At 44.6% G+C, this 15,438-nt stretch carries 10 protein-coding genes; 4 read left to right on the forward strand and 6 right to left on the reverse strand.

Features of this window, described 5'->3' with window-relative positions; translation table 11 throughout:
- Positions 1 to 2: 2 nt before the first annotated feature.
- Both D7V92_RS02490 and rplS read left to right on the forward strand, forming a co-directional pair.
- On the forward strand, positions 3 to 1,019 hold the full coding sequence (locus D7V92_RS02490) for a DUF4249 domain-containing protein (RefSeq protein WP_034532066.1): 1,017 nt from the start codon (positions 3 to 5) through the stop codon (positions 1,017 to 1,019).
- A 138-nt stretch (positions 1,020 to 1,157) separates the two neighbouring features.
- The gene (gene rplS, locus D7V92_RS02495) at positions 1,158 to 1,505 is read left to right on the forward strand and encodes a 50S ribosomal protein L19 (protein WP_121772215.1); all 348 of its coding nucleotides are present in this window, start codon (positions 1,158 to 1,160) and stop codon (positions 1,503 to 1,505) included.
- 185 nt (positions 1,506 to 1,690) lie between these two features.
- Here rplS and D7V92_RS02500 read toward each other — a convergent pair whose 3' ends face one another.
- The 6 genes from D7V92_RS02500 to D7V92_RS02525 all read right to left on the reverse strand — a co-directional run bounded on the left by D7V92_RS02500 (position 1,691) and on the right by D7V92_RS02525 (position 13,362).
- Positions 1,691 to 3,295, reverse strand: a complete 1,605-nt coding sequence (locus D7V92_RS02500) for an InlB B-repeat-containing protein (RefSeq protein ID WP_233572774.1) — start codon at positions 3,293 to 3,295, stop codon at positions 1,691 to 1,693.
- Between the two features lie 5 nt (positions 3,296 to 3,300).
- Positions 3,301 to 7,533 carry a leucine-rich repeat protein gene (locus D7V92_RS02505; RefSeq protein ID WP_121772217.1) on the reverse strand — a complete coding sequence of 1,411 codons (4,233 nt, stop codon included), beginning with the start codon at positions 7,531 to 7,533 and terminating at the stop codon, positions 3,301 to 3,303.
- 796 nt (positions 7,534 to 8,329) lie between these two features.
- Positions 8,330 to 9,061, reverse strand: coding sequence for a DUF3990 domain-containing protein (locus D7V92_RS02510; protein ID WP_121772218.1), 732 nt, complete (start codon positions 9,059 to 9,061; stop codon positions 8,330 to 8,332).
- Positions 9,055 to 9,333 carry a DUF3791 domain-containing protein gene (locus tag D7V92_RS02515; RefSeq protein ID WP_005867148.1) on the reverse strand — a complete coding sequence of 93 codons (279 nt, stop codon included), beginning with the start codon at positions 9,331 to 9,333 and terminating at the stop codon, positions 9,055 to 9,057. Before D7V92_RS02515 ends, D7V92_RS02510 begins: the two co-directional genes overlap by 7 nt.
- Positions 9,334 to 9,478: 145 nt before the next feature.
- A complete protein-coding gene (locus D7V92_RS02520) occupies positions 9,479 to 11,548 on the reverse strand; it encodes an outer membrane beta-barrel protein (protein WP_121772219.1) in 2,070 nt (689 codons plus the stop codon).
- 125 nt (positions 11,549 to 11,673) lie between these two features.
- A complete protein-coding gene (locus D7V92_RS02525) occupies positions 11,674 to 13,362 on the reverse strand; it encodes a LuxR family transcriptional regulator (RefSeq protein WP_233572775.1) in 1,689 nt (562 codons plus the stop codon).
- A gap of 117 nt (positions 13,363 to 13,479) precedes the next feature.
- Between D7V92_RS02525 and D7V92_RS02530 the strand changes: the two genes are divergently transcribed.
- Both D7V92_RS02530 and D7V92_RS02535 read left to right on the forward strand, forming a co-directional pair.
- On the forward strand, positions 13,480 to 14,661 hold the full coding sequence (locus tag D7V92_RS02530; protein WP_005867144.1) for a sensor histidine kinase: 1,182 nt from the start codon (positions 13,480 to 13,482) through the stop codon (positions 14,659 to 14,661).
- On the forward strand, positions 14,658 to 15,419 hold the full coding sequence (locus D7V92_RS02535) for a LytTR family DNA-binding domain-containing protein (RefSeq protein WP_036618389.1): 762 nt from the start codon (positions 14,658 to 14,660) through the stop codon (positions 15,417 to 15,419). The genes D7V92_RS02530 and D7V92_RS02535 overlap by 4 nt, the downstream gene beginning before the upstream one ends.
- Positions 15,420 to 15,438 lie beyond the last annotated feature (19 nt).

The raw sequence follows: 15,438 nt of genomic DNA on the forward strand, positions 1-15,438 counted from the left end.
ACATGAAACCTATATTCTATTTATCAATCTTATTATCCAGCCTGCTCCTAACCTCCTGCTACAGGAAGTTTGACCTAGAGGAATATCGTACTACACCGAAAATGGTGATCAACTCGGCCTTCTCGCCGGATACAGTCGTAATGGCCAGCATATCCCGCACATGGTTTCACTCAGAGAGCAAGCCGGACGTGACGATTCGAAACGCCAAGGTGGAATTATATATAGACGGGATCTTCAAGGAGGAGATGCCTTGGAAAGAATATTCCTATTGGAAATCTTCTCGTTGGCTCGGAGAGGATCGAGGTGGATGGGTAACAGATACGCTTTATATATCGAATACGGTTCCACAGCCCGGACAAACCGTAAAGATTGTAGCTTCCACCCCGGAATATGGAACAGCCTCGGCGGAAGATAAGATTCCTTCCAAGACAGAAATCAAAGGCCTGCGCATAATTCCCCGTAAAGAAGCTACCGGCAACGGCGGTACCCTTGTCGATGGAGATGGGAATATCTCCTACATAGAAGAAAACGATGTGCTTATCTATCAAATCACTTTCCAAGATACCCCGGGTAAATCAAATTACTATTCTCTACAGATATGGGGAGATGACGACCATCTTGGTGTCCTGTTGGACTTCTCCGTAGATCCCGTATTCACGCAGCAACAAGGTATCTTGGATGAGGTTTTCGGCTCCTCGATGGTAAATTGGCGGGGACGGGTATTTTCCGACGAGCTGTTCGACGGGAAGGAATACACGTTGCAAGTAAAAGAACAACTCAGGTCCGATACTAAATATTATACCAAACGCCATATTCGTTTATATTCCCTGTCCGAACCCTATTACCAATATCTGCTATCTTTACAAAACATCGAGAATGAAGGTATCATGGGCGGACTTACGAATGTAGGTCTGGCCGAGCCTGTCCGGATCTACAGCAATGTGGAAGGAGGAACGGGAATCGCTGGTGGATGTCAATGGTTTGAATCCTTGGTAGACATAAAAGATTTAATCAAATAGCGAGCAAAAAAGCATCTATCTATTGCGAATCAAATATTTATTTCGTTACTTTGCACCCGCTTTACGTAATCTCTGTCGGGAAAGGTAGCCCGTTAAATTGCGTTTCATTATAAATTACAATTAAAAAGCTATAAACAAATGGATTTAATTAAGATTGCAGAAGAAGCGTTCGCTACGAAGAAGGAGCATCCTTCATTCAAGAGTGGTGACACGATCACGGTAGCTTACCGTATCAAAGAGGGTAACAAAGAGCGTATCCAGCAGTATCGCGGTGTTGTTATCCGTATCTCCGGTCACGGCGACAAAAAACGTTTCACAGTTCGTAAGATGTCTGAGAACGTAGGTGTAGAGAGAATTTTCCCGATCGAATCTCCGTTTATCGAAAGCATCACGGTTAACAAAATCGGTAAAGTACGTCGTGCTAAATTGTACTACTTGCGTGCCCTTACCGGTAAGAAAGCAAGAATCAAAGAAAAGAGAGTGTAATCTCTCCGATTCTATTGCCATACGAAAAGCCATCCAGCGGAATGCCGGATGGCTTTTTGTTTATCGTTTCTTACAATGCCCATCGTAAGCATCTAACAATGCCCATTCAAAGGGGCTTACGATGGGCATTATAAGAACCTTAGAATGGGCATTGAAAGAATCATATATCCAAATTGCGCCACGGACTACCGTCCGGAGGATAATTTACAGACGATACGAGTACCATCCGTTGCCTCGATAACGAGAAGTAAGGGGCTACGTATGGATAAGCGATAGATATCACCTTGTTCCATTTGGCCGTTAGTACCTAATAAGTCCCCCTCGAACGAATAAACCATCAATCTACGAATCGCTTGGCGAGCAGTCACGCAGAGTTGGTTCCCGGAGAAAGCGATCGTGACTAGTTCCTCTCTAGCGATCGTCTCATTGGCTACCGTACCTTTGGTATACACCGCACGAATAGCGGGCAAGGCCGCACGTAGGATATTGACATCAAAATCATAATTCAACGCTTTCGACAATAACTGATCTAGCAAGTACCATCCCATAAAGGTATGGTCTACGATCGGTTCAGCCTTCAAGTTAATGACATCACCTCGATAGCGAGTCACTTCCGCCCAACCGTTCTCTCCACCCTCTACTTCCAAGTCAACGGGTAATTCCCGGAATTTAGCCTCTAGCTTACCCATATCTTTACCGATCAAGATCTCATGGCTCATCTCCGCCTCCGGGATAAACACGCCATCCAAATACCAACCTTCAAAAGCATAACCCGGTTTCGGCATCGCGATGATCTCGACCGTTTGGCCGGGAATGGCTTCGCCTATCACTTCCACCTCGCCGCCTTTCTCCGTAGATGAAGGATCATCCGGATTCGGCCCGGGTACGATCTCCACCTCATCCACCGGTGCCTCTCTCTTCTTGAAACGAGCCTCGATCGTAGTGGTTCGCTTACTAATAGTCAACGTATAAGAGATGTCGGTAGACAGGCACATACCCGCCTCATCATACCAGCCGATAAAGTCATAGTCTTTCGTAGGCGAGGCGATCACGGTCACCTCATCCCCTAACTCATAGATACCGTTTCCGCTTTGCGATACATAGCCGGCCTCCGGATCGGAAGTGTTTACGTAAAGGCAATACCCGATCTCCGGCTCGATAGGACTTTGCGGCTTCCAGTCGTACACGGCCCGCAGGTACACATGCTTGCCCGGCATGGTGAAGCGATAGGTTGTCTCTTCCGATACATTCTTCCCATCGCTCTCCCAATGGTCGAACACATAATCGGGATAAGCATGGGCGATAAGTGTCACCTCTTTGCCATTCTCATAAATACCTTGGCCACTCTGTTCTACCCATCCGGCCATGGAAGGAGCGACGGTCGTAATCAGATTATAATAACCATCTCCCGGCTCCGATGGATTCTCCTTCGGGTTAAAACGTAGCTTGACAATCAAGCGAGCGTTTTTCTCCGTAAGGGTGAAGGTATATTCCGAGAGGCCGGACAATTCTTCTCCATCAGCGGACTGCCAAGCCACAAACTCATAATCCGTATGCGGATAGGCCCGTACCGTTACTTCCGTACCCGTATCATAAATGCCGGAAGGATTCGTTTGCTCCAAATAAGCGGATCCGTGGGGATCCGTGGAGAGTAAGAGCGTTAGTTTCCCCGGCTCCGGTGGAGGAGTCGGATTGAACTCATCCTGCGCATAGACTTGCCCGATGGATCCTCCGAGGAAGATCCAAAGAGACAAAGCCATCGTAATATATCGAAACAATCGTTTTCTCATAGCGATTACCATTTAATGGAACAAGTCTGACGCTCGCCCGCTTTTGTCGTCCATGTCATGTAATAAATACCAGACTGAGGTAGGGCCATACGTACCTCACCATCCGTCACTTTACCAGCCAAATGAATACGACCCGCCGCATCGCATACACTCAAAGTTTCCACATCACGCAAGCCGGACACGATCAACAAGCCTTCTCGCACGTTCCAGCGAATCGACGCATCGATTGCCTCAACAGAAGTCACCACATCGCTTCTCAGCTCAAAGCGGTCAGAGAGGGTTCCAGCCTCGGCCTCGAAGGTATAAGCCTCTTGGTTCAGGTCGCATACGGCACCCGTCTGCTTATCCACCAACTGAATACCTTTGCCAATCTTCTCTTTCAATGAGATCGTATAGCTTCCCTTAGCAGGCAGGACACATCCAAGGCGTACCACGCCATCCGCTACCGGACGCTCATTGATAGCCAATCGATTCCCGTCTTTATCCAAACTATAGAAAGAGGCGGCATCCTTGTTCGGACTGCTGAACTTGGCGGCATCAAGGCCGATCTCATACTCCATCGAAGCCTCCTCGTTGAATACCACACGGGTACGGTCGCTTGCCTTCTCGCCTGCCAACAGCAGGTTGACAACTTGACGGTTATCCACACTACGTAACGCTGAAGCCGCTTGCGTTTCCCTCGGCAGGGCAGCCACACGACCCTCTGGATTGAACACTAAGTTGGAAGTCTTCTTTTGTACGAAGAAGGCCATAAGCGGTGTCAGATAGACATCCTTATCATCCTGCGTATAATACTCGTAGTTATTCAAATCGGGAGACCAAACCGTCACCGTAGCGTCCAATCCATCAGCGAACAATCGCTCCACGCTATAATAGGCGGGATACGGATTCCCCACGAAGTTCCAATTGGCATTCATGGCATTATCCGAAGCGTAGGTATTCAACGGAATCGTCACGCTCGCCCGATTAAAGAGAGCTTTCATATCACCTGTCTTGGTCGTAAATCCATCGGCCATTCCATCGCCGCTATTGAATTGAATGATATATCCCGTATTCACCTTCAAGGTCTCCGCATCCGAAAGCTGTCGCCACGACTCGCCCACTCCCTTATCGGCACGAGACTTGCCATCGTATTCCCGTACGACAAAGCGAGCGTCGCTGCTTGTCAGCTTGATCTCGGACATCTTCAAGTCGTAGGGAAAGGATACGAAATGCCAATAGTTACTCCAAGTATCCCAATTGCAGGTGATCTCATCGGCCTGTATATCGGAATTGACCAGCAAGGAAGCGTCCCGATAGTAAGCGAAGCTCTTCAGCTTCCAAGCCTCGTTACCCTCAACGGTGAGGCTACCAAAACGAAGAAGAACGGCTATACCTTCGACTTTCATACCATCAGTGAATGTAACATTCTCATGAATAGACAGCTCTGAATCGATCAACCGATGCATAATCATTCGATCTTTAGATCCGGCCTTTATAGTCAACTCTATATCAGAAGAAATAAATTGATAAGGACCACTCCAAGAATCTTCCGCATCAAACCAGCCCCAGAATTTCTTAGAGGTATCCGTAGACATCACACCCTTAACCGTGACGGATTTACCATCATTGCCTACTTTTTCCACAATGCAATAACCACCATCATAACCAGGGTAAAAATCGATACGTATAAACTTACCTACAAGCACTTTATCCTCTTTACCGACCGTATAAGTATATGTAATATCATCGCAGACCTTTGTATCACCATCGTACCAACCATCAAACAAATGGACATATTTCTTATAATTTTCAGACCAAAAATCATCATGGCAAATAGCTTTCAAGGTCACTTTATCTCCCTCTTCATACGCACCTCCACCTTCTATTCTTCCATAATTCTCATCATTAGAAGTTGCTGTAATTATCTGTCCGAATCCGATAATGTTATCGCCAAAAACAGACCAACATTCATCCGCCTTATAGGTATCTATCAAATTTTTCGTCACATAGACCTTACAATTGGTTTTATCTACAGAAGAAAAAGGATCCTCAGTAGTCAAACTAACCATCTTTGGCGATCTTAATGTGATAGAAGACACCTTGGCAGAAGAGAAGGCTTTACTATCAATAGAACTCAAAGTAGCAGGAAATGATAAATCGCCGCTAATCGAACAATTAGCGAAAGCATTACTTCCAATATAACCCAAGGCTGTATTCGAAAAGTCCACAGAAATAACGCCCGTATTAGAGAATGCGGATGATCCAATGCCCTCCAAGCTGTTCGGAAGTTTCAATGCGGCAGGAACACAAGAACTACCAGAGAATGCATCATGTCCTATCTGTTGAAGCCCCAACAATGTAGAGAAATCCATTTTTTGTAAATTAGGGCAATACGCAAAAGAACTAGCCCCTATACTTTGTATAGATTCAGGCATATTCACCTTGCTCAAAACAGGTAGAGAGCAAAAAGCCTTATACCCTATTTCTTCTAGGGTATTCGGAAGGATCACCTCTTCTAAATTAGATAAGATATTCTTACCATAATGGTTTGGATCATGAAAGAAGGCATTATCAGGCAAGTAATTATTCTCAATCATTGCTTTGCTCAAATCAATATTTTGAAGTGATTTCATTTGCTTAATAACATCAAAATCAGACGCATTAATAGGTCCTATAATTGTCAGTTTCTGAATAGTTGACACAGATATATTTAGATTACTTAACTTTGAGGCAAGTGTACCTACAGCATCCAAAGATATCAATATCGGATCTGCATTAGTTTCCACTATATAACTTTCGTTCCAATATGCAGCGTTCCTATATACATCAGCCGAACCTTTGGGAACATACACATAAGCATCCTTTAATCCTATCGATTGAGAAAGACCAATAGGAGTAGCAGATTGCATAGTTATCCTTGTTCCATAATAAGCAAATGGAAGATATTCCTCTCCACAAAAGGTCTCACCCTTTATCGTCAATACAGATTTTGGTATAATCAATTCTTTTAATGATCTATTAATTTGAAAAGAACGCTCTCCCAATGTTTTTACACTAGAGGGAATGGTATAAACTACATCCTTCTTTCCTTTTGGATAGAGCAATAAAGTTGCTTTATCAACTACAAAAAGAACACCATCGATAGAAGTATAAAAGCCGTTATCGATTACGACTTCTTCCAAAGCTGGGCAGTTGTCAAAAGCTCCTATATTCAGCGTATTCAAGGAGGCACAATTGCTAAAATCTACCTTTTTTAGGTTTTGACAATAACGAAACGTACCCTCCGAAATCACCGTAAGCTGTGTACTTTTACTGAAATCGATACTAGTTATAGCATCATTGTTATAAAACGCATCCCTTCCTAGTTGTTGAATACCTGAAGCAAAAACAATATCACCGGCCAAAGCACAACCACTAAAGGCTCTTTCGCCAATCTCTTTTAAAGCTGTCAATTGAGAGAAATCGAAATCGGATAATTGAGAGATAGAATAATTACTATTAAACGCACTTTCTCCAATCGTAGTTAATGCCATACATTCCTCCAAACTAACGCTCTTCAGATTCGAACAATCGGAAAATACATAAGAATCCAAAATTGCCAATGCAGTACAATTAGACAAGTCTACTGTCCGCAAAGAGGAACAATATCGAAACGCATAGGTTCCTATATTCGACAACTTTCCGCATCCCGATAAATTAACCGTTTGTAAATTACTACAACGATAAAAGGCATTACTCCTTATTCCAACTAAACTCGTACAGGCCGATAAATCAAGATCCCGTAAGCCGGAACATTCATAAAACGCTCTATATTCTATTGATCGCAATTGAGTAGCTTTTGAGAAATCAAATTCCGTGAGGTTATTGCAACCCGAGAAAGCCCCTTCATCTATCATTTCAAGAGCTTCCGAGAATATCACTTTTTGAAGAGTTAATTTATTTTGGAATGCCTCTCTCGGAATACTTTGAAGTTCTTCACGTACACTCTCATTCCAATAGGCAGTTTTCGGCAACTCCGTCACCCCACTCATATCCAAAACTTGGAGCATATTCATTTGCTCCTTCATCGTCTTAAAGTCCTCCGCTCTCAGTAGGCCATTTACTTTCAAGCTCGTTACCTTGCCCACATCCGCTCCTAGCTCGGATGCCAGCGTATTGGTAGAGGTCAGTGTTACCTCCTTCACCAATTGTGCATATACACTACTACTTATCCCAAGTCCTACGAGAAAAGCAAAAAGAAAGAAAAGTTTTTTCATACTCATTCTATTTGAATTAATAATTGATTTACCCTGCAACCATCAACTCCTCCTTATCATCTACACAAAGAAAAAGCGCGAGGCTTATGCCATCGTCACCTATATCATGGTATCCCCATACCTTTATCCCGGTAACGAACAGCAGCCCCACGCTTCATTATAGGATGCTCCTCTCGAAGTAACTATAACAAGCATGGGCGTCTGTCGTATTATACCGGGATATGAAATTGGGGATTTCTGATATAGGTATAATATCTTTTAACGCCTTTTCCACGAAAACGAACCCGCCGAGCTTCCACTCTAACGGCTCGGTACAAAGTACGGAATTTCCCATGAATCCCGCAAACATCCATGCGAATATTTAGAATTCCTCATCCAATCCATAAGGACAAAAGCCAAAACAAACCGAAACAAATGTCTCTTGAACCGTATAGGAAATTCCTCACTACCTAATATATACTTTATTCAGCGACAGCGAACGCTCGTTCGGCGGCGGTGAATATATATTCGGCGGCAGCGAATGATCGTTCGCCGCCGCTGAACGAAGAAGGCAGACTTATCTTTCAAAGAATAAAACAGTTATAAAGCAAGAATACAAGTAACTCCTTAAAACTATCGACAACAACTCCCTAAGCAGACCGACATCATCTCCCTAAGTAGAGCGACATCTACTTACTAAGTAAAGGGGGGGGTCTACTTAGTAAGCAGAGGGGGTATCTACTTACTAAGCTGATGGAGATCTGCTTACTAAGTAGTTTTCCAACTGCTATCCACATTCCTTGGAACATTCAAGACACTAGCCCTGCTTATCTTGCAGCTCTCGTATGATTTCGTCAAGAATGTAGAGATCGCTTTTTAAAAGCAAATCTCCATTCCGTAATGTCAGGCATTTATAAGTATCACTATTATAAAAAAGGTCTAATGCTTTATCGGCAGAAATACGCAAACGAGACGCAAGCAGTTCGATAACTCCCCTATATTTACCCTGCATAACCGTATCAGCCGCACCAGGGACAACAAGTGGAGCAGATGTTTTAGGTAAAAGAAACGCTTCCGTAAAGCAGAGGCAACGATCTATGATCTCTTGGTTAATTATGCAAATCTGGTTATTAGGCTCTTGATGGATAAGACGAGCCAAGGCCTCCTCGCGTGTATAATCCCCACGCATATAAAGGTCAATCGTACGAATCACACGGTCATCCGCTATACCTCCTTCTATCATGTCATAAGCTGACCATAAATTTCGACCTTGACGGCAGGCTACTACGAAGTCCAACCAATCAGCATCATAAGTTTCGAAACATAAATAGCGATATGGCAAGACACGACAGACATCCATATCCAAAGAATAAACATTCAGCCAAGCCTCATCCTTATGACGTACCTCTGCTGTACGAAGTGCCCAACGAACTGCCTGTTCTTTCAAGTCCGTAACATAGAACCCGATTCCAAAATCCAGATTAGGCCGGCAAACCCCAGCCAAAGGCTCCTCTATGCGGCAAGTGGAACCATGATAAACCGTCAACATAGTGTTTTCCCTTTCTCTTCAATACTCCGGAAGGGTTTATATCCGTCCGGGAGCCATTGAGGATCACGATAGTAAATATATTCTAGGATGGAGTCTACGATATATGATTTCCCTTGCGTATGCAAGGTATCGTAATAAGAGCGGATATAGCCATTGATCGCTCCTAGTTCCTTCAGTTTATTATATACATCCGAACCATAACGCCCTAATCGTTCCGCGGTACTCTCTATGCAATAAATCATAAATTCCAGTTGCTTCTCCTCTATAGTCATAACCCTATCCTTTCTCTGGTTATAGATAACAAAGTTAGCAAATACTTTCAGTTATACAAAGACATCAAAAGTCATTTTCGTAATATAACACTCCCTTCCCTATAGGAGATATACTTCAATACCTCACGTATGAATGTACAGTAACTTACTTCCGACTATTCAATATACCCGATTCATTATCTGAATTATACAACTTACGATCCACGGATTTGTATTTGCGACCGAAATCTAAGTGGTAAGAGAATCCGATCTCGAAGCCCGGATAAATATCACCAAAACGCTGATCGGTCACATAGGGAGCGATCGCTGAATGGTTCTTACTCCGGTAACGGGCGGATGAGGTAAATTGGGTAGAGAAAGAAGCGCTTAACTGAACCTTCCCGATCCTATAACCGATACCCAACCTATTAAAACGATCGGCCTCACGACTGGTCTCACCCGAAAAACTATAGCTTCTCTTATAAATCAACAGGTTAAAATTAAAGTTCTTCACATCGCTATTCAAAGAGATCACATAGAAGGGATCCGTGTATGTATGCGAATAGCTATTTCCATTCGATTGGAAATGGTTCAAGCCTCCGGAGATATTCATGCGCAGATAATCGCCGAAGGGTGAATAATTCAAATACAGTTCCGGCGTAAAACGATGGAAACTCCGTTGGTTATCGTAGGTACGGATAAAAAGTCCCCGGCTAACGTCATACAGGGTCTCTTCCATGACCATGCGGGGCTGGTATTGGTAAGAGAAAGTAAAGCCGGCCTTGACCTTTGCCGTATTCACATGAAATTCCACGGCGTTGTTATGATATAAGAAAGGGGATAGCCCCGGATTACCTCTACGAACCTGTAAGGAATCAATCCATTGCTCCACGTTACTCAACTCAGACAAGGATGGGTTTACATTGCGCAGGGTATACCGATAACGAGCGGATAATACCTCATTGATAGTATAAGTAAGTGTTACCTGCGGGCGGAAATACCACCGATTATAAGAGCCCGAGTTTTCTTGCGATAGATAATTACGGGAGGCGCCCAAACCTACGTTATAAACCAACTTCTTCCAAGTTCCTACGTATTGCGCATACATATACGATTCAGATTCCGTCATATGGGTCGTATAATCACCGGAACCGGAATATACGTTGTCCGTATAAGCCTGCGTATGTTTCAAACCGGCGGAAATACGACCGGTCTCTAGCTCTTTCTCGTAGATACCCTCTCCGATTACCGAATAGCGCTTTCCATCTACTTTCGTATAAATATCTGTCAAAGGAATACTTTCCAGTTCTTCCCGGTAGGTATGACGGCTATCGGTATTCGAATAAGTTCCCACGACATTGACAGCCAATGATTGTTTACGTGGTAATTTCCGGAAATAATACAAGTCGAGCGAGGGACGGGTATTTAAGGATTTATTATTATCGATAAGATCGGTCGTCATCTTGCTCTCGCTATTCCTTAAAAGGGCACTGCTATAGTTATGCGGATAGTCGTAATAATAAAAGTTCAACTTAGCGTTCAAGAAATAATCATCATCCTTCGTGTAGTTATAATTCGCCGTCGTAGTCCAATACATCTCATAATCCCTCCCGGGGATTCCTTCCTGTGTTCGCTGGAAGGTACCGTCTGGGGTATGAAAGATTTCCGTCCGGTCTTGCCATGCCTCTTTATACCGGTGTCCGTTCGCAAAGCTGGATAAAGAGAATTCCGAACGTCCCCGGTTATACTTACCATATATATAATCTGCCATCCAAAACGTGTTTAATTGATGGCTTAAATCCACGCCGAGATTTCCTCCGGAAGTCCGCTTGATCGTTATATAATCCAAGACGATATCGATTCCTTCCCCATATCGCAAGCCGGGGTTATCGTGATATTCCACCCGTTTGATATCCTCCGGCGAGAGGGCGGCGACTTCTAAGGAAGAAGCCAACACGCCATTTATACGCAACTGAACGTTTCCATTCGCCATAGAGATACTTTTCGTATTCGGATCTACCCATAGGCGAGGTAAAGACATCCGCCTTGTCAAATCCAAGCCATCCATCGAGCGCCGCACTTGGTCTTTGGAGGGGAATATAAGTTGACGGTCTTTCTTCCTTATAATCGAAGAGGCTTGAATGGTAACCTCATCCAAATCGATCGTTTTCTCCTCTTGCGCATTTACCAAAAAGGCAACGCAAATCAATCCCACAAATAATACTTGTCTTCTCATAAAATTCAAATTTGATTCGAGACAAATGTAAGGAGGGAAACAGCTAAAATCGATTTATACAGGCAAGAAACTAAAGTGCAAGGCATTACGATCATATACTGATTTACAAAGCATTAGCAAACGACTTAGAGAGAAAAGTTTATATTTGCCGTTTGAGCACTTATATTGCCGATGATATCCTCTTTCTCATCCATATCCAGCTTATGGCGGATGTCCGTCTTGCGCTGATAGATCGTACGGACGCTTTGCTGGGTAACCACACTGATTTCCTTGGTAGAGAAGCCGGCGCATAGCAAGCAACAAAGCTGGATCTCTTTTTCCAGCAAACGCCCATCAGACAATCGGACCAGATGCGTATGGAAATTATCATAGACCGCATCGATAATCGGATACAGGTCATCCCATACCAAAAGCGTATCTACCGGGACATCCTCATTCGTGATACGAGTCATTTGCTGGAGCAATTCCTTATTTTGTTGCGTGGGAGTAGTCGCCATCAAGCGGATAACACCCAATTGCTGCAACAAGACCTTACGGAAAAAGGCACTATCGGGTTTCTCCTCCTCCGCTACGGATTGCTTGGACTCGTTCAAGAGCTGACGCAAGGCTTCCAAACGCTCCTCCATATCAATCAAACGGTTCCTTCGGTTACGGATATATAAGGAAACTCCACCAGCTACCAATATGGAAAGCAAGGAAACGATCACTAAGATAGAGAACGTACGCTGCCGGCTCATCTCCAAGCGAAGATTTTCTCGGCGTAAACGATTTTGATCGACCAATCGTTCCCGCTCAGCCTTCTCCGTTTGGGATTTCACGGTATACAAAGAATCGCAATATTGCCCTAACCGGGAAATATCCACCGGTTTATTTTCCTTTACGCCCAATATAAATTGATAGGCATAATTCAGCGCATGCGAGGCTATATCATCACTGTGACTAAGTTCCAAGCCTAACGTATTCTTCTCGATATACTTCCGGGCAGAATCCAATTCCCCTAGATTGATCCAAGGCATAACATAGGATCCCGGGGTCTCTCGCTCCGGATATCGTTCTTCCAACAAACGTAAATAGCTGATAGAAGCCTTGGGATTAAAGTCATACAAGAAATCCGCATAATTACGGGCAAAATGATGGGCATACCATTCGATATTCTTAGCCAAGGCCGAGTCCGCAGCCAAACGAAGATAATAATCCGCCGAGTCCCTCATTCGCAAGCGGCTATAACTCAACCCGGCCATATAATAGGCCATCTCCTTAAATCCAGCTTTTGGCGAGGCTTCCCATTCCTTCGACTCTGCGATTGTTTCCCGATACAACCCCTCACCAAAGCTCAAGGAAGTCAATCGGTCATAAAAACGTACAAGGTAGGTCGAATCCGAACGGGAATAAGCGGAATCTATCGCCTCTCGGTACAAAGCACGTCTTTGTTCCAACCCCTTCCGGGAATCACCCATATAAATAGCCTTTACGAAATAAGCGGAAAGTAAAGGCTCCGAGGCATGCTCCTTATAATAATCCACGGAGTAGTCGATGAGCGAGTCGTTCACCAAGCTGCGCCCCTGCAAGAGATGAAGCCAAGCGAGCCTCCGTCCATACTCTGCCTTATCGCTATCCGAAAGAGCGGAAAGCGTTATTTGTTCCTCCAGCAGCCAGGCGGCGCTATCTAAGTTATTCTCGTTTACCAACCGGTCCGCCTCCGCAAATTTTTCCCGGATGGATTTACCGCCACAGGAAAGCAACAGGCAGACACTGGCCAGAAATATGTAGACAAACCATTTCGTCATAGCGACAGAGATCCTAATTTCCGGCAAAGGTACATTATTTTCGGAAGCCCGGGCGATTCACCGATATTTTTATCCGTTTCGTCGATTCCTTTTCCCGCTCGGATAAGGAAGCCCTATCTTTGTAAGCAGACAAAGGGTTTATCTATGTTACAATTAAAAAGAAACGACTTATTGATCGGCTTCACGATATCCGTCTTGCTTAGTATTTTCGTGAACTTCGCCCTTCTGATGCGTAAATATGAGTTCGAGACCGGAAACCCGAGCATGGGTATCCAGCCTCCGGATCGCACCATGTATTATTTGCTAATCTGGTTCTTCGTGTTCTCCTTCATCTTATTTATTGTCAACAGCTTGATGTATAAGCTCGGGGACAAGCTTTTCCGCAGGAAAGAGTATAAAAGGGTATTGCTGGTTTGCGTAACTTGTATCAGCATCGCCTACGGCATGTTTCATCTGTCGCCGGTTTTGTACACGGCCATTTTCGTAGAATGGCTTGGGGAAGATGGGCCCCAGCCAGCTACCCAGGATATCATGATCCGCATCGACCGGGGCAGGATGGCTACGCAAACCATCAGGTCTGCCGAGCGCCGGGGCATACCGGTACCTCCCAAGCCTTTCACGGTCCCTAACTCTTTCATGACGGAGCATCTTTTCGTCTTCCTTACGGTTATGCTAAGTTCCGTACTAATCCGCCTGTTAAGCAGCAAGCAACAAATGAAACTGGAATATGAACAATTGAAGACCGAGAAGTTACAGAATTCCTATAACGCCTTGATGGGACAAATCAACCCACATTTCTTCTTCAACTCCTTAAATGGATTGAACGCCTTGATACAGAGCGGAGAAAAACAACAGACGTTGGCTTATCTGGATGAGCTATCCAACGTCTTCCGGTATATCTTGCAAAGCAACAAGAAAGAGCTGGTTACGCTAGCGGAAGAACTTCAATTCGTAAAGGCGTATACCTATCTGCTGAGCGTGCGCTACGAGGGAAAACTATTCTTCTCCATCCAAGCGGATACCCCTTACTTACTTTGGTATCTGCCGATATTGAGCGTACTCCCCTTGATCGAGAACGCCGTAAAGCACAACGTTATCAGCAAGCAATACCCGCTACAGATCGATATCTATACCACCCATGAGGACAAACTAATCATATCCAATAAAATACATCCTAAGTCGGAAGATAGCAAAGGTAGCGGTATCGGATTGAAGAACCTATGGGGGCGCTACCGGATGCTTACCGGAAAGGACATCCAGATCTCCAACCGCAAGGAATATTTCAAGGTCACGCTTCCTTTACTTAATAAACCCATTCACTCATGAAAGCAGTTATTATAGAAGATGAGACTACCGCCGTTAATAGCTTAAAGGCGATCCTAGCGCAAAATACGGTTACCCCGATCGAGGTGATCGCCGAGCTGGAGAGTATCGAAGAGAGCGTGGAGTTTTTCCGGACATCGCCTCATCCGGATATCATCTTCATGGATATCCATTTAGCGGATGGATCGGCGTTCAAGATATTCGAGCAGGTGGAGATCGATGCCCCGGTAGTCTTCACTACCGCCTACGATGAGTACGCATTGCAGGCTTTTCAAGTGAGCAGTATCGATTATTTGCTGAAACCCGTCACGCTAGCCTCGCTGGAAAGGGCCTTGAATAAATTACGGCTGTTCGATACCGAGGAAAGGCTGGCACATATCCGGCAAACGAACCGTACAATCCAGAGTCGCCACACGATCAAGAGCTTATTGATCATGCTGGCCGATAAATTCTATCCGTTACCAGTTGAGGAGATCCTTTATTTCTATACGGCCAACGAGAAAGTTACCGCCTATACCTTCGACGGAAAACAACATCCCGTAGACCGTACCCTCGACGCGTTGGGAGAGCAACTGGACGAGAGGCTTTTCTTCCGGGCCAACCGTCAATTCATCATTTCACGCAACGCCATCAAGGATATAGATCTTTGGTTCGGGAGCCGCCTGTCCGTCAACCTCACTTTACCTGTCCCCGAACGTATTATCATTAGCAAAACCAAGACCCCGGTCTTCAAGAAATGGATTCTGAGGGAGGAGGAATAATGTCTTTTCACCCCCTCCC

It is taken from the genome of Parabacteroides sp. CH2-D42-20 (genome assembly GCF_003670185.1).
Lineage (GTDB): Bacteria > Bacteroidota > Bacteroidia > Bacteroidales > Tannerellaceae > Parabacteroides > Parabacteroides distasonis.